The 24,332-nt window shown below is 65.6% G+C and carries 22 protein-coding genes; 17 read left to right on the top strand and 5 right to left on the bottom strand.

The genetic code is table 11. The annotated features are described in order from the left end of the window. The first annotated feature begins 34 nt into the window (after nt 1-34). The 6 genes from AC56LW_RS02120 (at nt 35) to AC56LW_RS02095 (ending at nt 5,690) form a co-directional block, all read left to right on the top strand. On the top strand, nt 35-451 hold the full coding sequence (locus AC56LW_RS02120) for a thiol-disulfide oxidoreductase DCC family protein (protein ID WP_499632857.1): 417 nt from the start codon (nt 35-37) through the stop codon (nt 449-451). Further along, nucleotides 448-1,479 carry an NAD(P)/FAD-dependent oxidoreductase gene (locus AC56LW_RS02115; RefSeq protein WP_499631180.1) on the top strand — a complete coding sequence of 344 codons (1,032 nt, stop codon included), beginning with the start codon at nt 448-450 and terminating at the stop codon, nt 1,477-1,479. The genes AC56LW_RS02120 and AC56LW_RS02115 overlap by 4 nt, the downstream gene beginning before the upstream one ends. Continuing rightward, the gene (gene ubiG / locus AC56LW_RS02110) at nt 1,476-2,198 is read left to right on the top strand and encodes a bifunctional 2-polyprenyl-6-hydroxyphenol methylase/3-demethylubiquinol 3-O-methyltransferase UbiG (protein ID WP_499631177.1); all 723 of its coding nucleotides are present in this window, start codon (nt 1,476-1,478) and stop codon (nt 2,196-2,198) included. Before AC56LW_RS02115 ends, ubiG begins: the two co-directional genes overlap by 4 nt. A gap of 65 nt (nt 2,199-2,263) precedes the next feature. Next, nucleotides 2,264-3,457, top strand: coding sequence for a PA0069 family radical SAM protein (locus tag AC56LW_RS02105; protein ID WP_499631174.1), 1,194 nt, complete (start codon nt 2,264-2,266; stop codon nt 3,455-3,457). Between the two features lie 128 nt (nt 3,458-3,585). After that, nucleotides 3,586-4,998 carry a S41 family peptidase gene (locus AC56LW_RS02100; protein ID WP_499631171.1) on the top strand — a complete coding sequence of 471 codons (1,413 nt, stop codon included), beginning with the start codon at nt 3,586-3,588 and terminating at the stop codon, nt 4,996-4,998. An 89-nt stretch (nt 4,999-5,087) separates the two neighbouring features. Then, on the top strand, nt 5,088-5,690 hold the full coding sequence (locus tag AC56LW_RS02095) for a hypothetical protein (protein WP_499631168.1): 603 nt from the start codon (nt 5,088-5,090) through the stop codon (nt 5,688-5,690). A gap of 110 nt (nt 5,691-5,800) precedes the next feature. Here the strand turns inward: AC56LW_RS02095 and AC56LW_RS02090 are convergent, their stop codons facing one another. Further along, nucleotides 5,801-8,701: a c-type cytochrome gene (locus AC56LW_RS02090; RefSeq protein ID WP_499631166.1), complete on the bottom strand. Its 2,901-nt coding sequence runs from the start codon at nt 8,699-8,701 to the stop codon at nt 5,801-5,803. Continuing rightward, nucleotides 8,701-9,186 (bottom strand): (2Fe-2S)-binding protein, encoded by a 486-nt coding sequence (locus AC56LW_RS02085; protein WP_499632854.1) that lies wholly within the window; start codon nt 9,184-9,186, stop codon nt 8,701-8,703. The genes AC56LW_RS02090 and AC56LW_RS02085 overlap by 1 nt, the downstream gene beginning before the upstream one ends. A gap of 376 nt (nt 9,187-9,562) precedes the next feature. On the opposite strand from AC56LW_RS02085, the gene AC56LW_RS02080 reads away from it, so the two are divergent. Genes AC56LW_RS02080 through AC56LW_RS02060 form a run of 5 tightly spaced genes read left to right on the top strand, consistent with a single transcriptional unit; the run spans nt 9,563 to nt 15,208 of the window. After that, nucleotides 9,563-10,318: a maleate cis-trans isomerase family protein gene (locus AC56LW_RS02080; RefSeq protein ID WP_499631164.1), complete on the top strand. Its 756-nt coding sequence runs from the start codon at nt 9,563-9,565 to the stop codon at nt 10,316-10,318. 10 nt (nt 10,319-10,328) lie between these two features. Further along, nucleotides 10,329-11,153 carry an alpha/beta fold hydrolase gene (locus AC56LW_RS02075; protein WP_499631161.1) on the top strand — a complete coding sequence of 275 codons (825 nt, stop codon included), beginning with the start codon at nt 10,329-10,331 and terminating at the stop codon, nt 11,151-11,153. Nucleotides 11,154-11,183: 30 nt separating this feature from the next. Continuing rightward, entirely contained in the window at nt 11,184-12,251 is a 1,068-nt protein-coding gene (locus tag AC56LW_RS02070; protein WP_499631158.1) for a 2,5-dihydroxypyridine 5,6-dioxygenase NicX family protein, read from the top strand. A gap of 2 nt (nt 12,252-12,253) precedes the next feature. Then, nucleotides 12,254-12,871, top strand: coding sequence for an isochorismatase family protein (locus AC56LW_RS02065; RefSeq protein ID WP_499631156.1), 618 nt, complete (start codon nt 12,254-12,256; stop codon nt 12,869-12,871). A 36-nt stretch (nt 12,872-12,907) separates the two neighbouring features. Next, nucleotides 12,908-15,208 (top strand): xanthine dehydrogenase family protein molybdopterin-binding subunit, encoded by a 2,301-nt coding sequence (locus tag AC56LW_RS02060; RefSeq protein WP_499631153.1) that lies wholly within the window; start codon nt 12,908-12,910, stop codon nt 15,206-15,208. Nucleotides 15,209-15,211: 3 nt separating this feature from the next. On the opposite strand, the gene AC56LW_RS02055 is transcribed toward AC56LW_RS02060, so the two are convergent. Next, nucleotides 15,212-15,652, bottom strand: a complete 441-nt coding sequence (locus AC56LW_RS02055) for a MarR family winged helix-turn-helix transcriptional regulator (RefSeq protein WP_332530973.1) — start codon at nt 15,650-15,652, stop codon at nt 15,212-15,214. 347 nt (nt 15,653-15,999) lie between these two features. On the opposite strand from AC56LW_RS02055, the gene AC56LW_RS02050 reads away from it, so the two are divergent. The 3 genes from AC56LW_RS02050 to AC56LW_RS02040 all read left to right on the top strand — a co-directional run bounded on the left by AC56LW_RS02050 (nt 16,000) and on the right by AC56LW_RS02040 (nt 19,974). Further along, nucleotides 16,000-17,040, top strand: coding sequence for a porin (locus AC56LW_RS02050; protein ID WP_499631149.1), 1,041 nt, complete (start codon nt 16,000-16,002; stop codon nt 17,038-17,040). Between the two features lie 260 nt (nt 17,041-17,300). Continuing rightward, nucleotides 17,301-18,455 (top strand): FAD-dependent monooxygenase, encoded by a 1,155-nt coding sequence (locus AC56LW_RS02045; protein ID WP_332530975.1) that lies wholly within the window; start codon nt 17,301-17,303, stop codon nt 18,453-18,455. Nucleotides 18,456-18,672: 217 nt separating this feature from the next. After that, a complete protein-coding gene (locus tag AC56LW_RS02040) occupies nt 18,673-19,974 on the top strand; it encodes an MFS transporter (RefSeq protein ID WP_332531165.1) in 1,302 nt (433 codons plus the stop codon). 29 nt (nt 19,975-20,003) lie between these two features. Here the strand turns inward: AC56LW_RS02040 and AC56LW_RS02035 are convergent, their stop codons facing one another. Both AC56LW_RS02035 and AC56LW_RS02030 read right to left on the bottom strand, forming a co-directional pair. Next, entirely contained in the window at nt 20,004-20,606 is a 603-nt protein-coding gene (locus AC56LW_RS02035; RefSeq protein WP_499631141.1) for a gamma-glutamylcyclotransferase, read from the bottom strand. 54 nt (nt 20,607-20,660) lie between these two features. Beyond that, nucleotides 20,661-21,566, bottom strand: a complete 906-nt coding sequence (locus AC56LW_RS02030) for a LysR family transcriptional regulator (protein WP_499631134.1) — start codon at nt 21,564-21,566, stop codon at nt 20,661-20,663. 96 nt (nt 21,567-21,662) lie between these two features. Here AC56LW_RS02030 and AC56LW_RS02025 point away from each other — a divergent pair, with 96 nt between their 5' ends. From AC56LW_RS02025 to AC56LW_RS02015, 3 genes are all read left to right on the top strand, one after another. After that, on the top strand, nt 21,663-22,688 hold the full coding sequence (locus tag AC56LW_RS02025) for a fumarylacetoacetate hydrolase family protein (protein ID WP_499631130.1): 1,026 nt from the start codon (nt 21,663-21,665) through the stop codon (nt 22,686-22,688). Continuing rightward, nucleotides 22,685-23,329: a maleylacetoacetate isomerase gene (gene maiA / locus AC56LW_RS02020; protein ID WP_499631127.1), complete on the top strand. Its 645-nt coding sequence runs from the start codon at nt 22,685-22,687 to the stop codon at nt 23,327-23,329. Before AC56LW_RS02025 ends, maiA begins: the two co-directional genes overlap by 4 nt. 66 nt (nt 23,330-23,395) lie before the next feature. Continuing rightward, nucleotides 23,396-24,190: a uracil-DNA glycosylase family protein gene (locus AC56LW_RS02015; RefSeq protein ID WP_499631124.1), complete on the top strand. Its 795-nt coding sequence runs from the start codon at nt 23,396-23,398 to the stop codon at nt 24,188-24,190. Nucleotides 24,191-24,332: the final 142 nt, after the last annotated feature.

The following is a 24,332-nucleotide window of genomic DNA, read 5'->3' as shown; positions in this document are numbered from 1 at the left end:
TTTAGTGGGGCGTTAAACGGAAACACCCGTGACGATGAACCGCATTTTGACCTGTTTCCTGTATGATCAAATCATGCAAGAACAATCCTCAACCTCCCCCACGGTGTACTACGACGGCGGCTGCCCGATATGCACCCGCGAGATCGCCCTCTATCAGCGTCAGGACGGCGCAGACCAGGTTTCCTGGGTCGATGTCGCCCACTGCGCGCCCGAAGCGCTTGGCCCGGGACTGAACCGCGAGGCGGCCATGGCACGCCTGCACATGCGCCGTCCCGATGGCACCCTGGCCAGTGGTGCGGAGGCATTCACCTTGCTGTGGCGGTCCTTGCCGCGCTGGGCCTGGCTTGGACGCCTGCTCGGCTCCAGGCTCGCATTGGCGGTGCTGGAGCCGGCCTACCGCCTGTTCCTGGTTCTAAGGCTGCTGTGGCGCGGCCGCGGCAGCAAGCGATGAGTGGCACGAGCCTGCGGGTGGCGGTGGTGGGGGCGGGCATTGCCGGGGCCACCTGCGCACGCGCGCTGGCCGATGCCGGGCATGCGGTGCAGGTGTTCGACAAGTCGCGCGGTGTAGGCGGGCGGATGTCCACCAGGCGTGTGACGCTCGATGGCGCCGATGCCGAGCTGGGCCTGGATCACGGGACGCCGTGCTTTGCTGCCGTGGGCGCCGACTTCCTGGGTTTCGTGGAAGAGGGACAGCGCGCCGGGCTGCTGGCGCGCTGGACGCCGCGCCTGGCCCCACACAGCGCAGCCCTGCCTGGCGGCGCGATGTGGGTGGCCACGCCCGACATGCCGGCCCTGTGCCGCGCGTTGTTGAAGGACCTGCCGTTGCATACCCTGTGCACGGTCGATGGCGTACGCCACAGCGGCGTAACGTGGTCTATCGAGAGCGGCGGTGTGACCGTGGCCGATGGCTTCGATGCCGTGGCGTTGGCGATCCCGCCGCAACAGGCGGCCGCGCTGCTGGGCGTGCATCGCCCGGATTGGGCGGCGCGCGCGCAGGCCGTGCCGATGTTGCCCGTCTGGGTTTTGATGGGCATGACCGACGCGCCCGCAACAGGCTGTGACTGGGACCTGGCGCTGCCCGCATCTGGTCCGCTGGCGCTGGTGGTGCGCAACGATGCCAAGCCGGCGCGCACAGTGCTGGCGGGGCAGGCCCAGTGGGTGGTGCACGCAACGCCCGACTGGACCGGCGCGCATCTGGACACGCCGCCCGACCGGGTGCAGGCGATGCTGCAGACGGCGCTTGCCGATTGTGTCGGTGGCGCTCTGGCCTGGCATTTCGCGGCCGTGCATCGCTGGCTGTATGCAACGCTGGCAGCGGTGCCCGGTGACGAGCCGGCCGCTGGTGCCTGGTGGGACGCGGGCAAGGGGCTTGGCGTGTGCGGCGATGCCCTTGCCGGCGGCGGTGTGGAAGGCGCCTGGCGCTCCGGCCGCGCGCTGGCAGCGCTGGTGACCGCTGCTGCGAGCGGAGACCAGACATGAGCGCGCTTGCAGACGAAATCGCCCGCTTCGACCGCCTCGGCGCTACCTGGTGGGACCCGAACGGCCCGATGCGGCCGTTGCATGTCACGAACGCGCTGCGCCAGGCCTATCTGCTGACATGCATGGCGTCGCATTTCGGCCGCGCCGATATGTCGCTGGCGGGCCTGCGCATCCTCGACGTCGGCTGCGGCGGCGGGCTGCTGTCCGAACCGCTGGCACTGCGTGGCGCGCAGGTGGTCGGCATCGATGCCTCGCCCGGCAACTTGGCGGCGGCGCAACGCCACGCCGACGCCAGCGGCGCGGTCGTCGATTATCGCCTGGGCGAACTGGAGTCTGTGCTGCAGCCCGACGAATGCTTCGACGTCGTATTGGCGCTCGAAGTGGCCGAGCATGTGGCCGACCCCAACGCCTTCATCGAAGAGGTGGCTCGGCGCGTGGCGCCCGGTGGTCTGCTGCTGGCGTCGACGATCGACCGCAGCTGGAAGAGCTATCCGTTGGCCATCGTGGCAGCGGAGTACGTGATGCGCGTGCTGCCGCGCGGCACACACCAGTGGCGTCGCTTCGTCACACCCGCCGAGATGCTGGCTGCTGCCACCGGGGCCGGGATGCAGCGGATCGATCTGCGCGGCATGCGTTACCTGCCGGTGTTGCATCGCGCCTCATGGTGCAGTGATACGAGCGTGAACTACCTGGCGACCTTTTCCCGTCCGCACAACTAGCGGCTTGAATTTGGTGGGGTAGCGGCGTAATATACTGTACAAACATACAGTATGGAGCAGCGGCCATGATCGACACCGATGAGCCCATCCGCCGCGAGCGGGTAGAAGAACACATCATGCTGGCGCCGCCGCGCGTTGCACGCAAGGGGCGTGGCGCGGTGTCGAACCTGCAAGGGCGCTATGAGGTGAACGGCCGCGAGCGCTTTGACGACGGCTGGTCTGATGCCGATTCTGAATCGGCTACCGGGTCGACCGGTGAATCGGCTGCGTTCAAGACAGTGGTCACCGACGAGTTCGCCAAGACTATCCTGTCGCGCAATACGTCGCCCGATATCCCGTTCAGCGTGTCGCTCAATCCATACCGGGGTTGCGAGCACGGCTGCATTTATTGCTTCGCGCGGCCCACGCACAGCTATCTCGGCCTGTCGCCGGGCCTTGATTTTGAATCCCGGCTCTTCGCCAAGGTGAATGCTCCCGAACTGCTGCGACGCGAACTCGCCAAGCCCGGCTACGTCCCCGAACACATTGCCATCGGCGTCAACACTGACGCCTACCAGCCCTGCGAGCGCGAGCGCCAGATCACGCGCCAGGTATTGGAGGTCTTGTCCGAATGCCGCCACCCGCTTGGCCTGATCACCAAGTCGTCGCTGATCGAGCGCGACATCGACCTGCTTGCGCCAATGGCGGCCAACAATCTGGCGTGCGCGGCGGTGACGCTCACGACGCTCGACGCGCAGATTTCGCGCACGCTTGAGCCACGCGCGGCCGCGCCAATGCGCCGCCTGCGCACGATCCGCACGCTGACCGATGCCGGCATTCCCGTCAGTGTGAGCGTCGCGCCGATCATCCCGTTCGTGACCGAGCCCGAGATCGAACGCATCCTCGAAGCAGCGCGCGACGCCGGTGCGGTCGGCGCCCACTACACGGTGCTGCGCCTGCCGCACGAAGTCAATCCGCTGTTTCAAGAGTGGTTGCAAGCCCATTTCCCGGACCGCGCGCAGCGGGTGATGAACCGCATCCGCGAGATGCGCGGCGGCAAGGATTACGATGCCAACTTTGCACAGCGCATGCATGGTGACGGCGTGTGGGCCGACCTGATCCGTCAGCGCTTTGAAAAAGCGGTCGAGCGCCTTGGCTTCAAATCCTTGCGCGGGCGTTTCGGGCGGCTCGATCGCTCGCAATTCCGGCGACCGGTGGTGGTACCCGCGACGACACGCCGTGGCAGTGTGCAGGGGGCAGGACAGCTGGACCTGTTCTGAGAATGCAGCTGATGCGCCAGCGCTGAACGCAGATCTGCACAGCCCCTGCTTACACCTGCTTACAAGCGCTTAACCGCACACAACACGCGGTCAGCAGAGAATCGGTCGATCATCAAGGACACCGACTCATGAAACGACTTCGCGCCACCATTCTTTGCCTTCTCTTTCCCCTTGTCGCCGCAAGCACCTGCCAGGCAGGCGAGCCGGTCGTGGTTCCCGCTGCCGAATTCCAGGCCTTGCTCTCGGCCTATGCCCTGGTAAAAACCCGGTACGTCGAAGCGCCGGACGACAAGAAGCTGCTCGAAGGGGCGATCGCCGGCATGCTCGCCTCGCTCGACCCGCACTCGGGCTTTCTGGACAAGGACGAACTCGATGCCGTCCGCAAGGACGAGGCTGGCGAGTACACCGGCATCGGCATCAGTGTCGACTTCGCTGCCGCCGACATGGTGGTGACGGCGGTCACCGCAGACTCGCCGGCGTACCTGGCCGGCATCGAGCCGGGCGATACGATCGCCTCGATCGACGGCGCAACGATCTCGGGCATGCGCTTGCCCGACATTGCGCGGCGCATGCGCGGCGTGCCCGGCAGCGCGCTGGACATCGCGTACCGGCGGGGCGGAAGCGGCTCCGTTCGTACCGCCAGGCTGCACCGGGCGGCGTTGCTGGCGCAGACCGTCACGACACGTGCAATGCCAAACGGCGTCGCGTGGATCCAGGTGTCGGCATTCGAAGGGCGCACCGCGCAGGACCTGGTTGCGGCCTTGAAAACGCTCGCTGCAAGCGGGGCGCCGCGCGGCATCGTGCTCGACGTGCGCAATGATCCGGGCGGCCTGGTGTCGGCCGCGGTCGGCGTGGCCGGGGCATTCCTGCCGCCAGGGACGCCGTTATTTTCGGCGGGCGGGCGTGCCACCGCTGCTGATTCCGCTGCCGCTGCCGCCGCCGAAGCCACCGTCACGGTCGATCCGCGGTTCTACCGGCGGCCAGACGAGCCGGACGTACTGGCCGACTTGCCCGCTTGGGCGCGAACGGTGCCTTTGGCGGTGCTGGTTAACGGTGCGTCGGCCTCGGCCGCCGAATTGCTGGCCGGCGCATTGCAGGATCACCGCCGCGCCACCGTGCTTGGTTCGCGCACGTTCGGCAAGGGCTCGATCCAGAGCATCTTTCCGCTGACCGGTGACAGTGCCGTCAAGATCACGGTGGCGCGCTACTTCACGCCAAACGGCCACGAAATCCAGGCGCGCGGGATCACGCCGGACGTGATCGTGGCGCCGGATCCCGCTCGTAACGATGCGCTGGGACTGGCATTGCGCGAGGAAGATCTGGCGCAGCATCTCGCCGCGATCCTGCCTGCACAGGATGACGCATTGCCCACGACACGCGCCGGGGTGGAAAGCACGCGCATGTTCGGCACGCGTGACGACAAGGCGCTGGCGGCCGCCGTCAGCTTGCTGGGGTCGGGGCAGGCATCCCGTGCCGACAGCGTGCTGGGCGCACTGACCCCAAGCCTGAAGCGACTTGGCGCAGCACTGAAACGATGGTGACGCGCCGGGTAAGTTTCGGTAAAGCAGCACGACAGCCAACTGGCGTGCGCCTATATTCGTGATCGTCCTTTTCTGACCATGGGTGTCGTATGCCAATTCAAACCACGTTCTCGCGCTTGCCTTGCTGGCTGCGCACCTGCCTGCTGTCACTGGCTCTGGCCACGGCCGGCGCCGGCACGGCGCATGGCGTACCACTGACCGATCTGCGCGCCGAAGATCTGCTGCCGATGGCGGGCGACCTGAAACAGTCGCTCGGCCTGAGTCCCAACCAGCAAACCCTGTGGAACAAGGCCGAAGGGGCGTCACGCACGATCCTGCGCGATCGCTCCCGGCGCCGCGCCGCGCTGCAGGAATGGGCCAGGACCCTGCTGGCCAGCCCGGACGCCGACCTGCGCAAGCTCGACGCAGCCACCGACGCCGAAAGCGCGACAGCGAACGCGGAGGACCGGCAACTGCGCGCGCAGTGGCTCGACGTGAACGATGGCTTGGACGATCACCAGCGCCGCCAGGTTGCCAGCCGACTCGGTGAGCAGTTGCTGCGCGTGGTGCCTGACGGCAGCCAGCGCAGTGGCGCGCCGGCTGGACCGCGTGAGGAGCAGAACCGACGCGGCGGGCCTGGCAACGGGCGTAGCCCCGGTGCCGGTCAGGGACCGGGTGGGCCGGGCGGCGCTTCTCTGAACTTCGGCGGCTGACCGACAGCGTGCACGCTGTCATCTGCGATGATCGCGGCGTTATCCGGCCTGCGACGACGGCGGTGCCGGCACCAGCAGAGAGCAGCCTTTGTGCGCGCGGACCTCTTCTCTCAGTGCGCTGTGCGCAGCCGCGCTGACGCCACGTCTTCTTCCAGGTTGCTCCAGGCGGGCTTGTCCCCGGCGAACGTGCTGCGCACATAGACCAGCAAATCGGCCACCTGCTTGTCGCTCATGCTGTCGGCAAAGCCCGGCATATAGCCCAGATCGGCGTTGGCGGGTTGCTGGATGCCGTTCAGGATCACGTGGATCAAATTGTCGGGCTTGTCGCTATGGACGCTGGTGTTGACTTTCAGTGACGGGCGCACGCCGAACAGGGTCGGGCCACTGTTCTCCATATGGCACGCAGCGCAGGCGCCATGGAACAGGCGCTTGCCATTGGCCATGCCAACCGTCTGCAGAGGGTTGACCGCCGCAGCCGGCGGCATGGCCAACGGCGCAGCCGGTTCTGGCGCAATGGCGGCACCGGCCTTGTCATTCAACGACGCCAGATAATGCGCCATCGCCCGCACATCGTCACTCGGCAACTGTGCCAGTTCCGCCACCACCGGCGCCATCGGGCCGGCGGCAATCCCGTGCCGTGCGGAGAAACCCGTGCGCAGATAGGTGAACAACTCATCTTCGGTCCACGCTGTCGGTGCTTTCGAATTGCCCGTCAATGACGGTGCTTCCCAGCCGTCGACCACACCGCCGGTCAGGTGATGCAGGCCTTTTTTCTCCGCGCCCATGACGTTGCGGGGCGAGTGGCAGGCGCTGCAATGTCCGGCCCCTTCGACGAGATACGCGCCGCGATTCCACAGCGTCGAGCGATCCGGGTCCGGCTGGAATACCTCGGGCTTGTGAAACAGCGCATTCCATCCCGCCAGCAATGGCCGCATATTGAACGGAAAACGCAGGCTCGACGCCGGTACATGTTGCTCAACCGGCTTTTGCACCATCAGGTACGCATACAGCGACTGCATGTCCGCATCGGTCATCTTCGCGTACGCGGTGTACGGAAACGCCGGATACAGGTTGCGCCCGTCGCGGTGGATGCCTTCGCGCATGGCGCGCTCGAAGGCCGCAAACGACCAGTTGCCGATGCCGGTTTTTTCGTCTGGCGTGATGTTGGTGGTGTAGATCGTCCCGAAGGGGGTGGCGAGCGCATGACCGCCCGCATTGGGCACGCCGCCGCCCGGGGCCGTGTGGCATACGACGCAGTCGCCGGCCAGCGCCACCAGGCGGCCGCGCTCGATCGTCGCGGTCGAATACAGGTCCGGTGACGGCGGGGCGACCGGCGCGATCGCCGCACGCCATGGCATCGCCAGCGTCAGCGTGGTGCCGATCGCGGCGAGCGCGCCACCGATCCAGCCTGCTGTTTTGAGGCGGCGCCAGGCGGTCGGTGTCTGCTGCGCGGTCAGCGCCTGCTTGACTTGCGCACCCGAGAATGGCGCACTGCGCAGGCGCACGCCGGTTGCATCATGGATCGCATTGGCCACCGCGGCTGCCGCCGGCAGCGCGAATGCGCCACCGGCCTTGAGCTGCACGTCCTTCGACTGCAGCCCGGCCGGTGGGCCGATCACGTCAACGGCCGAGGTGATCGGCCGGACCACGATCTGCGTCGCCGGGCCCGGGCTGTCCGACGCCCAGTCATCAAACCCCATGCCCGGCGCAATCAGGTGCGACATGGCCAGCCTGGCTTGCGTGTCCGGCGCGCCGGTGCCGAGCGCCGCCTGCGCACCGTCAAGCGCGGGCATACCTTGCAGATCGTGGCCGGCGATGGCGCGTGTCACGCTCAATTCGCCCGATGCCGGGTCATATTCGACGTCCGCCACCCAGGCCGACCAGCTCTGCACCGGTTGCCCCGCTTCGTGCTCGATCGTCGTGGCGTAGCCGAAGCCGCGCCCGCGCAGCACGCCGCTCGTGCCAGCCCGGCTGGCAACTTCACCCGTGGTACGTGCCTGCCAGTGCGCCGCCTGTGCGACCGACCGGATCAAGCGCGCGCCGCGTGGATCGTCCACGTGCGCGAGCCGGTAGGCCACCGGGTCCTGGGCCGCCTGATTGGCCAGCTCGTCGACGAACGACTCCTGCGCGAACGTCACTGCGGCTGGCGCGATGTCGTCGCCCGTGCCGATGCGCCTGACCTCGACCGCCGGCCAGTCATACGGCGGCGCCAGCGTCTCTGCCGGCGTGTGACTGACGTCGCCAAGATCATGGGCGCGTCCGGTCAGCAGCCAGGCCAGCGGCGGCGTGGCCGCCGGCTGGTCGACGTCGAGGCGGTAGTGGTGCAGCCCGTTGCTGTCGACCCGTGCGCCCGCATGCAGCAGTGTGGTGCGCGGCGTTGTCGCACCGGCTTCCAGCGTCAAAGAGACTGCGCAACCCAGCTCGAGGCAGAGCAGGGCGGCGACGCCTGCTGCATCGATGGCCGCTCGCGCTTCGCCATCCGATTGCGCCGCGCGCACCGCCTGTACGGCGATCCGTCCGGGCGCGACGCGCAGCAGGTCGGCCAGTTCACGGGCCACCGCGCCCGCGGCAAAAGGCAAGTCGATCTGCATGCCCTCAGGGACCGGCGTGGCCTGCACCGTCACGGCGCCGGGCGCGCCATCAGGCATGCCGGGCTGCCAGCGATACGACGATGCCAGCGTGTCGGCTGCATCCGCATCCGCATCCGGACCAGTCGCGTCGCGTCCGAACAGTCGCCTGGGCAGCGCCACGTGCGGCAGCCTGGCGTCGTTCGCGCGACTGTCCGATCCTGCGCTCCAGGTACAGCGCACCAGCGGCCGCGCCGCGCGCGCTGCCCCGTCCGACGTGGCAATGACAGCCACCAACTGCTTGAGGACGACCACCTGCTGCACGCCGGACTGGCCCAGCGCGCGCGTCGTATCGATCCGTTGCAGGCGCGCGCCGCAATACCGCTCGCCATTCCAGGCCAGTGCTGGCGGAAGCACCAGCCGTGCGTACAGGGGAGGTGTCATCAGGCGGCGTCTCCACGCGTCAGCTCCACCGCGCGCAGTGCGCAGCGCATGATCTCGACATGGGTGCCGCAGCGGCACAGATTGAAGTCGAGCTCGCTGCGGATCTGCTGTTCGGTCGGCGCCGGGCAGCGCAGCAACAGCGCCTTGAGCGTCATGATCATGCCGTTCATGCAGTAGCCGCACTGCGCGCCCTGCTCATCGATGAAGGCCTGCTGCACGGGGTCGAGCGTGCCGTCGCATTCCAGGCCGTCGAGCGTGATGACCGCGCGCCGGGCCACACCGGCCAGCGGGATCACGCACGAGCGCGCGGCCACGCCGTCGATGAGCACCGTGCAGGCGCCGCATTCGCCCAGGCCGCAGCCGAACTTGGGACCGTTCAGGCACAGATCGTTGCGCAGAACATTCAGCAGGGGCGCGTCGCCCGCGATGTCGAGGCTGACGGGTTGACCGTTGACGTAAAAAGCAATGGGGGCCGTGGTGTGCATGTTCATGGATATGCTGCGACAACAGTTTCAGAGATTAACCCAGCCTGGGTAGTTCAGCCTGAAAAGCGTGCGGCCAACCGCTCTCATGGCGATCGGGCAAGCCTTGAATCAGGAAACTCAAAATCGAGTGTACACGATGGAAAATTTCACGACAATGTGAAATTTTATGGCCCCTGCGGATTGCCGCCTGGTGGTGCGTTATGACAGCTCCTACGCGCGTTTTCGGTGCTGCGCTGCACCCGTAACGGGATTTTTACATGACAGGAAGACGCTGAAAAAAAGCTTGTTGCAAAACGGCTGAAACTGGTTAACTATAGTGTATGCGCTATAAATTATGCGGCTTCGCAAGCGCCATCGACCATCAAGGAGAGCAGCAATGCAGCAACGTCTTTATCGTATCGGGCAAATCGTCCCAAGTTCCAACACCACCATGGAAACAGAAATCCCGGCGATGCTGACGGCGCGCCAGGCAATCCGGCCCGAGCGGTTCACGTTCCACTCCAGCCGTATGCGGATGAAGAAAGTGGTGAAGGAGGAACTGGCCGCCATGGACGCCGAATCCGACCGCTGCGCCGTCGAGCTGAGCGACGCCCGCGTCGATGTGTTGGGCTACGCCTGCCTGGTCGCGATCATGGCCATGGGCCACGGCTACCACCGCGTATCGCAAGAGCGCCTGGCGGGTCTGACGGTTGCCAACGGCGCCAGTGCGCCCGTGGTGACCAGCGCCGGTGCCCTGATCGATGCCCTGGCCGTCATCGGCGCCAAAAAGATCGTCGTCGTCGCGCCGTACATGAAGCCGCTGACCGAACTGGTGGTCGATTACATCCGCAACGAGGGCTATGACGTGCTCGATTACCGGGCCCTCGAGATCCCCGACAACCTCGACGTCGCGCGCCACGACCCGGCCAACCTGCCGGCGATCGTCGCGCAGATGGACACCAGCGGCGTCGATGCGATCGTGCTGTCGGCCTGTGTGCAGATGCCGTCGCTGCTGGTCATCGCGCAGGTCGAGGCCATGACCGGCAAGCCGGTGATCACGGCGGCGGTGGCCACCACCTACGCCATGCTCAAGCGCCTGGATCTGGACCGCATCGTGCCGGGCGCCGGCGCCTTGCTCTCCGGCGCCTATTAAGGAGATGGCCATGACCAGCACCTTCCGGTACGGCGCCAACATCCACGCCAACGGCATCCGCCAGCACTATCTGCGTTACGGCGGCCAGGAGGGCGAGCGCGCCAGCCGCGACGCCGTCATCATCGTGCCGGGCATTACCAGCCCGGCGATCACCTGGGGCTTCATCGGCGAGCGCTTCGGCCAGCAGTTCGACACCTATGTGCTGGACGTGCGCGGGCGTGGCCTGTCGTCGGCTTCCGATACGCTCGACTACAGCCTTGATGCGCAAGCGCAGGACGTCATCGCGTTTGCCGAAGCGCTGGGCCTGGACCGGTATGCGGTGGTCGGTCATTCGATGGGTGGCCGCATCGGCATCCGCGCCGCGCGCGCGCAGCCGCCTGGCCTGCGCCGCCTGGTGATCGTCGACCCACCGGTATCCGGCCCGGGCCGGCGCGCTTATCCATCCAAGCTGCCGTGGTACGTCGATTCGATGCGCCTGGCGCGCGAAGGCTGCTCGGCCGGGCAGATGCGCGACTTCTGCCCGACCTGGACCGACGACCAGCTGCGCCTGCGCGCCGAGTGGCTGCACACCTGCAACGAGCGCGCCGTGATCGAGAGCTTCGAGGGCTTTCACAGCGACGACATCCACCAGGACCTGCCGTCGCTGGCACTGCCCACGATGCTGATGGTGGCCTCGCGCGGCGACGTGCTGCTGCCGGCCGATATCGCCGAATTCAATACGCTGGTACCGCACCTGGCCGTCTCCCGTGTCGAGAATGCGGGGCACATGATCCCGTGGGATAACGAAGAAGGTTTCTACGCGGCGTTTGGCGACTTCCTTGGCGCCCGCCTGTGACGCCGCGCCCGATCATTACTGGAGAACGTTATGGCCGTCAGTGACCACGACTTGATTCAAGCCTGGAATCAGGTCCTCACGCTGTCGAAGCTCGAGCCGGGACAGATCGTCACCGTCCTCACCAGCACCAGCACGCACCCGCAGACGCTGTCGACGGCGCTCGTCGCCGTTGGCCTGATGGGCGCGACCGCCAACCGGCTCGATCTGCCGCCGGTGAATGGCGAAAAGGCGCTCAGCCGCGATTCGCTGGCCTTTCTTGGCACCACGCCGCTGACCGGCAACCGGGCTGCGATTGCCGCGCTCAAGGAGAGCGATCTGGTGCTGGATCTGATGACGCTGCTGTTCTCGCCCGAGCAGCACGAGATTCTGGCGGCCGGCACCAAAATTCTGCTGGCGGTCGAGCCGCCCGAGGTGCTGGTGCGCATGGTGCCAACCCTTGATGACAAGGCCCGCGTGGCGCAGGCCGCGCAGCGCCTCGACGGCGCGCGCGAGATGCACATCACGGCCGCCGCCGGCACCGATCTGCGCTGCCCGCTGGGCGAATTTCCGGTCATCCAGGAATACGGCTTCGTCGATGCGCCCGGCCGCTGGGACCACTGGCCGAGCGGCTTCGTGCTCACGTGGCCCAACGAGCGCCAGACCGAGGGCACCCTGGTGATCGACCGCGGCGACATCCTGCTGCCGATGAAGCGTTACGTCCAGGAGCCGATCCGTGTCCGCGTGACGCAGGGTTTCGTGACCTCGATCGACGGTGGCCTGGACGCGGAGCTGCTCAGCGAGTACATGGCTTCGTTCAACGATCCGGAGGCGTATGCGATGTCGCACATCGGCTGGGGCCTGCAGCCACGGGCGCAGTGGACCACGCTGGCGATGTACGACCGCGAAGCGACCATCGGCATGGATGCGCGCGCGTTCGAGGGCAACTTCCTGTTTTCGTTCGGGCCGAACAACGAGGCGGGCGGTTCGCGCACGACGGCCTGCCATATCGATATTCCACTGCGTCGCTGCACGGTGGCCATCGACGGCGAACCGGTGGTCCGCGACGGCAAGGTACTCGATGGCTTTGTGTACGGCAGCGCCGACCGCACAGGAGAATGAACATGCACCACGAAGCCGCAACCTACGAGCGCCAGGGCTTTGGCCAGACGCTCGACATGACGCCGCCCTACGGTCTGCTGATCGTCGATTTCGTCAACAGCTTCGCCGATCCGCAGCAGTTCGGCGGCGGCAATATCGGCCCAGCGATCGCGCGCACCACAACGCTGCTGGCGCACGCCCGCAGCCAGGGCTGGCCGGTGGCGCACAGCCGCATCGTGTTTGCCGACGATGACGCCGACTGCAATATTTTCGGCCTGAAGGTGCCGGGCATGGTCACGCTCAAGGAGGATTCGCCTGGCAGCGCGATCGTGCCGCAACTGGCGCCGCTCAAGGGCGAACTGGTGGTGCGCAAGACGGTGCCGTCGGCGTTCTTCGGCACGTCGCTTGCGCCGTGGCTGACCCAGCACGGCGTGCAGACGCTGCTGGTGGCCGGCGCCGTCACCAGCGGCTGCGTGCGCGCCAGCGTCGTCGACGCAATGTCGTGGGGCTTCCGGCCGCTGGTGGTGGCCGATTGCGTGGGTGACCGCGCCATCGCGCCGCATGATGCGAGCCTGTTCGACATGGCGCAGAAATACGCGACCGTGGCGCCGCTCGATGAAGCGCTGGCCCTGCTGCGGTAACTGACAAGCAGGCCGGCGCACCCCATGATGACAGCGATGAACGAATTGACCGCGACCATGAAGGCAACCATGACTGCGCCCATGTCTGCGCCGGCGACGCCGAAAGATGCCCGTCGCGCGCTGCTGGCGCGGGCTGACATCCTGCTGGTGATGCGGCCTGCGCAACCGGGGGCGACGCCGTCACCAGGCCAGCCGGGTGCTGCGTCGTCCTACCTGCAGCCGTTGCCCGACGTGTTCATTGCGATGCTCGCCGAAGGGCAGGTGCTGGCCTTCAATGGCCATGTCGATCTGGGCACCGGCATCGGCACGGCGCTGGCCCAGATCGTGGCCGAAGAACTCAGCATCGACATGACGCGCGTACGCACGGTGCTGGGTCACACCGAATCGGCGCCGAATCAGGGGCCGACGATTGCCAGCGCGACGATCCAGATTTCCGCCATCCCGCTGCGCAAGGCGGCGGCGCAGGCGCGCGAACACTTGCTGGCGCTGGCAGCCCAGGTGCTGCAGGCCGATGCAGGCGCGCTGGTGCTGGACGATGGGCAGATCCGCGTGCGCGCCGAGCCGGCGCGCGCTGTCAGTTACTGGTCGTTGCTGGTCGGGCACCGGATCGAACTGCTGCTCGATGCCGGAGACGTGCCGCTCAAGCCTGCCAGCCAGTACACGATCGTGGGCAAGAGCGCGCCGCGCGTCGATATCGCGCGCAAGGTCAGGGCCGAGGCGCTGTATGTGCACGATGTGCGCGTGCCCGGCATGCTGCATGGGCGCGTCGTGCGCCCGCCGTATCCGGGGCGCGACGGTGGCGATTTCGTCGGCACGAGCCTGATCGCCGTCGACCGGGCGTCGGTGGCGCACATTCCGGGGATCGTCGCCGTGGTCGTCGAGGGCGACTTTGTCGGCGTGGTAGCGGAGCGCGAAGAGCAGGCGCAGCGTGCCATGCGGGCACTGTCGGTCCAGTGGAAACCGGTTGCGCCACTGGCGCCGATGGACGACCTCGAAGCGCGTCTGCGCGCGCTGCCGGCAACGCGCCGCGAACTGATGCGTCAGGGCGACACGACCCATGCGCTGGGCGCCGGCCAGTCGCTCGAGGCCACCTATGTCTGGCCGTATCAGCTGCATGCGTCGATCGGCCCGTCGTGCGCGGTGGCCGACCTGCGTGACCATGGCCTGACCGTCTGGTCGGGCACGCAGAATCCCCATGTCATGCGCATCGATCTGGCGCGCCTGTGCGATCTGGACGAGGGCCGCATCGAAGTCGTGCGCATGGAGGCGGCCGGTTGCTACGGCCGTAACTGCGCCGACGACGTGGTGCTCGACGCCGCGCTGCTCTCGCGCGCCGTCGGCCGACCGGTGCGGGTGCAGCTCACGCGCGAACAGGAGCATGCGTGGGAGCCCAAGGGGGCGGCCCAGTTGATGGATGTGCGCGGCGCCATCGATGCGCAGGGTGCGCTGGCGGCGTACGAATTTGCCACGCGCTATCCGTCCAATGACGCTCCGGCGCTGGCCTTGCTGTTGACCGGGAAGATCCCGGCCACGCCGCGCGTGCTGGAAATGGGCGACCGCACGGCAGTGCCGCCGTACGCGTACCCGAATACGCTGGTGGTGTGCGATGACGTGGCGCCGATCGTGCGCGCCGGCTGGCTGCGCGGCGTCTCGGCCTTGCCCAATTCGTTTGCACATGATTGCTTCATCGACGAGCTGGCGCAGTTGGCCGGGCGCGACCCGCTGGCGTACCGCCTGGCGCACTTGCCGGACGAGCGCGCCTGTGACTTGCTGCGCGCGGTGGCGGCCAGGGCGAACTGGCAGCGCGGTGCACGCGGTTCGCGCGGGCAGGTTGCGGCCGATGGCTTGCTGCACGGACGCGGCATCGCCTACGCCCGTTACATCCACAGCAAATTCCCCGGTTTTGGCGCGGCCTGGTCGGCATGGGTGATCGATATCACCGTCGATCCGCGCGATGGGACGCTGGCCGTGACGTCGATCGTGGTCGGGCAGGACACCGGCCTGATGGTCAACCCGGCCGGCGTGCGCCATCAGATCCACGGCAACGTCCTGCAGTCGCTCAGTCGCGTGCTCAAGGAGACAGTGCGCTTCGGCGCACAGGGCGCTACCAGCCTGGAGTGGGGCGCCTATCCGATCCTGCGCTTTACCGAGGTGCCGCCGATCGAGATCGTCCTGATCGACCGGCCGGATCAGCCGCCGCTCGGCGCGGGCGAATCGGCATCGGTTCCGAGTGCGGCGGCACTGGCTAATGCGTTGTTCGATGCGACCGGACTGCGCCTGCGGCAGCCGCCGTTCACCCCCGAGACCATCTTCGCGGCGCTGCAGGGCAATGCCTGACGGTCAGCTGTCGATCATTTTTCGCAGCAGGAATACCAGCGCCACGCGCTCGCCCGGATTGAGGTTGCCGTAGGTCGCTTCGGTGATCGTCGCCGCAAACGGTACCGTTTCGGTCACGAGCGCACTGCCGGTGTCGCTCAGTGATACGAGCACCTTGCGCTTGTCGTTGGCGTCGTGCGACAGCAGGATCAGGTGGCGCGATTTGAGGCGTTCGATGATGCCGCGGATCGTGCCCTGGTCGATGGCCGTCACCTTGACGATCTCGCTCAGCGAGCAGGTCTGCATGTCGCGGATCGCGCACAGCGTCACGAACTGCGCTGCGGTGAGCTGTGAATCGAGAATGTGCTGCTGGAAGATGGCCGTGTGGTGCTGATAAGCCCGGCGCAGCAGATGGCCGATCTGGTCGGAGAAATGGTAGTCGCGGATCGCGGATTTGTCGGTCATGGATGCAATGTTAGCGCGGCTTGTGGCCGGTGTGTATTTGATGTTGATGACGTAGCGCGGCAGGCGCCGCTGCACCCAATGCGGTGCAATTGCCGGGTGCGTCGTGCACTCGCAATGTGCATGCGTGCACTGTCCATAAATAGCGCGTGCACATTATAAGTTAGTCGCAACTGTCAATGCCGGTAAAACGCAGGATTCGCCACATTTACTCTAAAAATAAGGCGATTCCACGGTCGCGCGGCGCTGGTACGGATCGTGCTCAAGATAAGTTAAAGAGTGTCTACACCATAAATTTCTGAGTAATGTTCTTCACGCAGTTCACCACACCACTAACAGGGATCGCAATCATGAAAAAAATGTTGGCCGCAGGCGCCGTGGGCATTGTCTGCGCAGGTAGTGTCCAGGCCCAGTCGAATGTCGTCATCTACGGGGTGCTCGACACGTACGCCGGGTATACCAATGCCGAAGGCACCGGCAATGTGGCGACTGTGGACAGTGGCGGTTACCAGGCCAGTCGCATCGGCCTGCGTGGCGCCGAGGATCTCGGTGGTGGCGTCAAGGCCACCTTCACGCTCGAAGGCGGCATCGCTTCGGACACGGGTGCGATGCACGACAGCAGCCGCCTGTTCAACCGCCAGGCCTGGGTGGGCCTGAGCAGCGGGTATGGCGAACTGCGTTTCGGTCGTCAGAATTCGTCGAGCTTTCTGATGATCGCGCGGCTCGATACGTTCGCCGGTGCCACCTACGGCTCGTTCCTGAACAATACGTCAGCCTACACGCCGCGCTATGACAACGTGATCGGCTACATCTCGCCGGTGATGAAGGGCTTCAAGCTGCAGGCCTACTACAGCCTGGGCGAGCGCAGTGACGACAGCGACGGCCTGCGCACGATGATCCTGGCGGGCGAATACGAGCGTGGGCCGCTGTATCTGGGGGTGAGTTCATCGCGCCAGAACACCGCGAACGGCGAGGCATCGATCACGTCCACGTTTGCCGGCGGTTCGTACGACTACGGTCAGGGCAGGCTGTATGCCGGTGTCTACCGTGGCAACAACCTGGGCGCCGTGGCTGCCACCAATATCGCCGGCGCGTACTACACGTCGTACTCGATTTCTGGCAACTACCGCCTGAGCGATCGCGCAACCATCGGCGCCGGCTATGGCTGGGGTGAAAGCGGCACCAGTGTGGCCCGCGACGCGCGGCAGATCAGTCTGATCGGCATGCTTGACCTGTCCAGGCGCACGCTGCTTTACACGACCTATGCCCACATGATGAACAAGGATGCGGCCAATTACACGTTCAGTGCTGCGGCGCCGATCACGAGAAATATGCCGACCGCCGGCGGCACGGTCGACGGCCTGCAATTCGGAATTCGTCACTTGTTCTGAGTGCGCTGAAAATACAATGTGTACGCTTTAAAGGTTGGGTGGGCCGGCATGGTGAGGCCACGGCAAAATTTGCACCAGCAGAGTGATTAAGCGCTGTATTAATCAATGTTTTTGCACTGCGGTGCAGCATCAAAAATTTAGCCGTCATGACGTCTTTCATTTAAATAAATGAGCGTGTACACTTTAAATTACTCGCACACGACGCCACCCATCCGGCCTTGCGCCGCGCGCGTTTCAACCATTTTTGCAAGGAGAACACCGTGTCCCAATCCCCCCGTATCGCCGTCGTCGGCGCCGGCTTAGGCGGAGCGGCAACCGCTGCGTTGCTGCTCAAGGAAGGCTTCAATGTGCGCGTCTACGAGCAGGCGCCGAGCTTCTCGCGCCTGGGCGCCGGCATCCATGTCGGGCCGAACGTGATGAAGATCCTGCGCCGCATCGGCATCGAGGATGCGCTCAACGCCCAGGGTTCGCATCCCGACTTCTGGTACAGCCGTCACTGGCAAACTGGCGACGTGCTCGCGCAGATTCCGCTGGGCGAGCATGCCGTCAAAACCTATGGCGCTTCGTACCTGACCGTGCACCGCGGCGACTTCCACGACCTGCTGGTCAAGGCGCTGCCCGGCGACGTGGTCGCCTTCGGCAAGAACCTCACGCATGTGGAAGACCGTGGCGATGACGTGCTGATGCACTTTGCCGATGGCACCACCGAGGTGGCCGACATCGTGATCGGCGCCGATGGCGTCAATTCGCGCATCCGTGAAGAGTTGCTGGGACCGGAAGAGCCGAAGTATGCCGGCTACCTCGCGCACCGCGCCGTGTTCCCGACCCCACAGGTCAAGGCCGGCATGCTGCCTTTTGATGCGTGCGTCAAGTGGTGGAGCGACGATCGCCACATGATGGTGTATTACGTCACCGGCAAGGCCGACGAGCTGTACTACGTTACCGGGGTCCCGGCCGACAAGTGGGACCTCAAGGACCGCTGGCTGCCGTCGAACAAGGACGAACTGCGCGCGACCTTCGATGGGTGGCACCCGACCGTACAGGCCCTGATCGATGCCACCGTGGACGTGACCAAGTGGTCGCTGCTCGAACGCGATCCGCTGCCGTTATGGAGTCGTGGCCGACTCGTGCTGCTGGGGGATGCCTGCCATCCGATGAAGCCGCACATGGCGCAGGGCGCGGCAATGGCGATCGAAGACGGCGCCATGCTGGCGCGCTGCCTCAAGGAAGTCGGCGTGAGCAACCACAGCGACGCGTTCGCGCTGTACGAGGCCAACCGCGCCGCGCGTGCCAGCAAGGTGCAGCGCATTTCGCACGACAATACCTGGCTCCGTACAAATGAAGATCCGTCCTGGTGCTTTGGCTACGATGTGTTCAACGTTCCCCTTGTCTCGCCGGTAAAAGCCGCAGCTTGACGATGGACCTGCGGCGCGCCCGTTCGTTACTGGACCGGTGCTGGACCATTCCTTGCTCGCGTATGCTGGCAAGGTGAACGTTGCGGCGCGCAGGCGGGTCCGGGCAATACTCAATTTTGACTATGTGAAGGCGATACAGATGGCAACTTCAGTCACAGCAATGGGCGGCGCTGTACCAGGCCCGTCGGCAGGGAACGCAGCGTCGGGGGCAGCAGGCATGTCGGTGGAAAAAGCATTGCAGACAGCCGGCGTCGGGAAGTTTCAGTATCGCCTGTTCCTGATCTTTGGCCTGGTCTGGCTGGCCGATGCGATGCAGGTGCTGTCGATCGGCTTTTCCGCGCCGTCGATTTCCAGGACGTTCGGTATCACGATGCCGCAGGCGCTGCAGACAGGTACGTTCTTCTTCATCGGGATGCTGATCGGGGCGTTCGTGTTCGGGCGACTGGCCGACCGCATCGGACGGCGGCCCGTGCTGCTGATGGCGGTGGTCATCGACGCCTGTTTCGGTGTGGCCTCGGCCTTCGCGCCGGACTTCACCTGGCTGCTGGTACTGCGCTTCATGACGGGCATTGGCGTGGGTGCGACGCTGCCGGTCGACTACACGATGATGGCTGAATTCCTGCCGAGTGACCGTCGCGGCCGCTGGCTGGTGCTGCTTGAATCGTTCTGGGCCATCGGCACCATCCTGCTGGCGGTGCTGGCGCTGTATGCCGTGAACTGGGGTGACGATGCCTGGCGCGTGATCTTCTTCGTGACCGGCCTGCCGGCGCTGATCGGCCTGGTGCTGCGCTTTTATGTCCCCGAGTCGCCCATGTTCCTTAACCGCAATGGCAAGTCGGCGCAAGCGCAGGCGGTATTGCAGCGCGTCGCCAAGACCAATGGCAGCGATGTCGTGATTCCTGCGCTGCAGCCCGAAGTGCCGGTCAAGACCTCGATCCTGTCGCTGTTCAAGGGTCAGTTGCGCCGTCGCAGCATTGCACTGTTCATCGCCTGGGGCCTGATCTCGGTGGCGTATTACGGTGTGTTCGTCTACCTGCCGGTCAAGCTGAGCGCAGAAGGCTTCGGCTTCATGCGCGGTCAGGAATTCCTGATCCTCCTGGCACTGGTGCAGTTGCCGGGCTTCGCCTTGTCGGCCTATGGCGTCGAAAAGTGGGGGCGCAAGCCAACGCTGGTGGGTTTCCTGCTGCTCAGTGCGGTAGGCTGCCTGTGCTACAGCCTCGGCAGCGCGCCAGCCGTGGTGATCGGTTCGACGCTGTTGATGAGCTTTGCGTTGCTCGGTACCTGGGGCGCACTGTACGCGTTCACACCGGAAGTCTATCCGACCAGTCTGCGTGCCAGTGGCATGGGCATGGCCGGCGCCGTGGCGCGTTTCGGTGGTCTGTTCGCGCCGCTGATCATCGCGCCCGTCATGGCAACCCAGTTCACACTGTCACTGCTGATGCTGTCGGGCTTCCTGCTGGTGGGCGCGGTGGCCATCCTGTGTGTCGATCTGGAGTCGCGTAACCGCGCGCTCGACTGATCGTAGGTGCATCAATGCAGCCCCGGTGTTCAGTCGAGTGCCGGGGCTGTTTGCGTATCGCGCTGCATCACCCCGAGCGCCGCCAGATGCCGCTCGATCTCGAACACGTGCGGATCGGGTTTGCCCAGCGCGCGCAGTGACTGGGCCAGGCCCAGCAGGTAGTCGCTGTTCGGGCCGCTCGGGCCGCGCGCCGTCGCGATCTGGCGCGCGATGGCGTGCTCGTCGGCCGGGCCCAGGTAGGCCGCGTTGTCGTGCGTGGCGATATACACGATGCCTTCGTCGCTGCTGCCGTCATCGAATTGCATTTGCGTGGCCAGACGCAGGTAGCCGTTCTTTTCGCGGTGGTCGAGATGCGCGAATTCTTCGGGCGTGACGAGAAACGCCATGCCGTGGCAGACAGCATCGGGATCCGGTACCAGCGTTACCACACGCCCCGGCGCCGTCTCGGTGCCGCGGTGGTCGTGCGAGCCTTGCCAGAAGCGGCGCGTCCAGCCCTGGATGGACGCCGCGCGCTGTTCAAGAAACGGGAAATCGGGTTTGAAGATCAGGGAGCCGTAGCCAAACAGCCAGACGCTGGCATGGCCATCGAACTTGTTCATCTGGCGGTTGATCGCGATGGTATCGTGGGACATCGTGGGTCCGATAAAAAAAGACACGGTTCATTGTAGCGTGCCTTTTTGTGAGAATCAGCCTTCCGCTTGCGCCCGTTTTACATATGCAAAGAGGAAATCCACATAACTCTCGGCGGCCGGCGACAGCGACCGGCCCGGCCGCGTGTAGACGAAAAAGCGCCGCTGCAGTGTCGGCGCATCGAGCGGGCGCATCGTCAATCCGTACAGCATGGCCAGCGGCGCCGCGTAGGGCAGGCACACCGTCACGCCCAGGCCCGCGCTGACCATCGCCAGCGCCGTCGTCATGAACGTCACCTCGTGCGCCGGCGTGAGCGCAATGCCCGTGCGCGAGGGCGGCACCGCGTCGAGCAGCAATTCGGTGAACTGCCCCTGCAGCGAGATGAACGGATAGGCCGCCGCATCCTGCCACGTCACGCGCTCGAGCGCGGCCAGCGGATGCTGGTGCGGAAACACCAGCGCGAACGGCATGGTGAACAGTTCACGCGCCAGCAGCGGCGGCGCGGGCGTGCGCTCCGGACCGATCCCCACATCGGCCTCGCCCGACAGCACGCGCGTAATGACGCCCTCGACTTCGGTATCGGCCAGGCGCACGACGATCTCGGGGTGCTGCGCGCGGTAGGCGGCAATGCTTGGCGGCAGCAGCGTGCACGCCATCAGCTGTGGCGCCGCGATGCGCACGACGCCTTTCTTCAGACGCGTATGGTCGGCCACGTTAGCCAGCGCACCGTCCAGGTCGTCGATGATCTGGCTAAATAAGGGCAGCAATTCGCGGCCGATGTCGGTCAGGCCGATCCGGCGCGTGCTGCGGTCGACGACCCGGGCGTCCAGCGTCTGTTCGAGCTCCTTGATCAGGCCCGACAGTGCCGATTGCGTCACGTGCAGTGTCTGCGCGGCCAGCGTGAAATTGCCGGTGCGGGCCAGCGCAACGAAGGCGCGCATTTGTCGTAACGTTGGATTCATCAGATAAGGTGATATATCACACTGAAAATATCGTTTGTATGATAGTGCGTTTTACCTTGTAATGGCGGCTACTCAGCAATAACAAAAGGACAGTCCATGAAACTCGCCACCCTCAAAGCCGGCGGCCGCGACGGTACCCTGGTCGTCGTCAGCCGCGATCTGGTCACCTGCCAGCAAGTCCCGACCATCGCGCGCACGCTGCAGGCCGCGCTCGACAACTGGGATGCGTGCAAGCCGCAGCTCGAAGACGTCTATGCCCAGCTCAATGACGGCAACGCCGAGGCGGCCGAATCGTTCATCGAAGCAGATTGCCACTCGCCGCTGCCGCGCGCCTACCAGTGGGCCGACGGCTCGGCCTACATCAACCATGTCGAGCTGGTGCGCAAGGCGCGCGGCGCCGAGGTGCCGGCATCGTTCTACACCGATCCGCTGATGTACCAGGGCGGTGGCGACTCCTTCGTCGGTCCCACGGATCCGATCGCGGCCCTGTCCGAAGACTGGGGCATCGATCTCGAAGCCGAAGTGGCGGTCGTCACGGGCGACGTGCCGATGGGCGCCGACGCAGCCGAGGCCGCCAGCGCCATCCGCCTCGTCATGCTCGTCAACGACGTCTCGCTGCGCAACCTGATCCCGAACGAGCTGGCCAAGGGCTTCGGTTTTTACCAGTCCAAGCCGGCCAGTGCATTCTCGCCGGTGGCGGTCACGCCGGATGAGCTGGGCGAGGCCTGGCAGGGCAACAAGCTGCATCTGCCGATCCTGGTCACGCTCAACGGAGCCGCGTTCGGCAAACCGAACGCCGGCGAAGACATGACCTTCAGCTTCGCCCAGCTGATCGCGCACGCGGCGACCACGCGCGAGCTGTGCGCCGGCAGCATCATCGGCTCGGGCACCGTGTCGAACAAGCAGGGCGGGCTGTATGGCTCGAGCGTCGAGCATGGCGGCGTGGGCTATTGCTGCCTGGCCGAAGTGCGCATGTACGAAACCATCGAAGGCGGCGCCCCGAAAACGCCGTACCTGTCATTCGGCGACACGGTGCGCATCGAGATGCAAGATGCGAGCGGGGCCAGCATTTTTGGCGCCATCGATCAGGAAGTCGTCCGTTACCACGAGAGACAACCATGAAACTGTATACTTACTTTCGCAGCTCGGCGGCGTATCGGGTGCGCATTGCGCTGCACCTGAAAGGGCTGGCCTACGACGCGGTGCCGGTGCATCTGCTCAAGGATGGCGGGCAGCACCTGCAGGACGACTATCGCCAGATCAATCCGAGCGGCCTGGTGCCGGCGTTCCAGGATGACCGCATCACGCTGTCGCAGTCGCTGGCGATCATCGAGTATCTCGAGGAAGTGTATCCGGACGTGCCGCTGCTGCCCAAGGATGCGCCGGGCCGGGCGCGCGTGCGCGAGCTGGCCCAGATCATCGGCTGCGACATCCACCCGATCACCAATCTGCGCGTGCTCAATTACCTGGCGCGCGAGATCGGCGTGCCCGACCAGGCAAAGAGCGAGTGGTACCGCCACTGGGTGATCGAGGGGCTGCAATCGCTTGAAGCCCATCTGGCGCGCGATCCGGGCGCGGGGCCGTTCTGCCACGGCGACCATCCGACCATCGCCGACTGCTATCTGGCGCCGCAGGTATTCAATGCGCAGCGCTTCAATATCGATGTTTCGGCCTATCCGAACATCGAGCGCATCAATGCGCTGTGCATCGCGTTGCCCGCGTTCCAGGCAGCGCACCCGTCGCGCCAGCCCGACTCCGAATAGCGCGCGGGTGGATGCGAAGGGCGGCGGCGCGCTACAATCGCCGCCTCTTTCCATTGCCATTTCGCCATGACCGCCACCGCCGCGCCCGCCTCCAGTCCCATCGCCATCCCTGCACCGATCCTGCAGGCCCTCGACCTGGCCGACGCCTCGTGGCGTCCGATCCTCGAAGCGGGCCTGCAGGCGGTAGCCCGTGCCAATCCTGATTATTTGCCGGCGCTGGCGCAGGACGATTACGTCCCTACGGAACACCGCATGTTCGCCGCCTTCGCCCAGCCGCTGGACAAGGTGCGCTACGTGCTGGTGGGGGAGGGGCCGTACCCGCGCGCTGCAAGCGCCACCGGCGTGAGCTTCATGGACGGCGCCGTGGGCGACCTGTGGAGCGATGGCGGACTGTCCAAACCGGTGAACCGGGCCACGTCACTGCGCAACTTCATGAAAATGCTGCTGGTGGCAGGAGGCCAGTTGCAGCCCGAGGCGACGAGCGGGGAGGCGCTGGCGCCGATCGCCCGGGCCGCGCGGGTTGATGGCTCGATCCAGACCTTGGCGCAGTTGCAGGACAATCTGATGCATGAGGGCTTCTTGCTGCTCAATGCCGCGCTGGTGTTTCGCAAGCATGTCAAGCCGGTCATCGATGCGCGTGCCTGGTTGCCGTTCCTGCAGACGGTGCTGAGGGCGCTGGCCGCCCAGCCGCAGGCGCCGACGCTGGTCCTGTGGGGCAAGATCGCCGAACAATTGCAGAAATTGCCAGAAACGACCGCCTTCCCGCAGGCAGTGGCCGAGCATCCTTACAACCTCAGCTTCATCGGGCATCCGGGCATGCAGGCGCTCTTCGGGCCGATGGCGTTGCTGCGGGCCCGTTGAGGGGCGTGGAAACCGCACATTCGTCATGAACATGACCCGCCGTTTTTGGGGTGGTCCAAGACAAGATCATTGCGATTTGCTATACTTGACTAAATCGTTCAACTAATCAGGTCTTTCCCCGATCTCAGAGGGAAACGTGCTG

This window comes from Telluria sp. LT2P80, assembly GCF_059685955.1.
The sequence above is the reverse complement of the archived record's forward strand: the minus strand, read 5'-3'. Positions and strand labels throughout refer to the sequence as shown.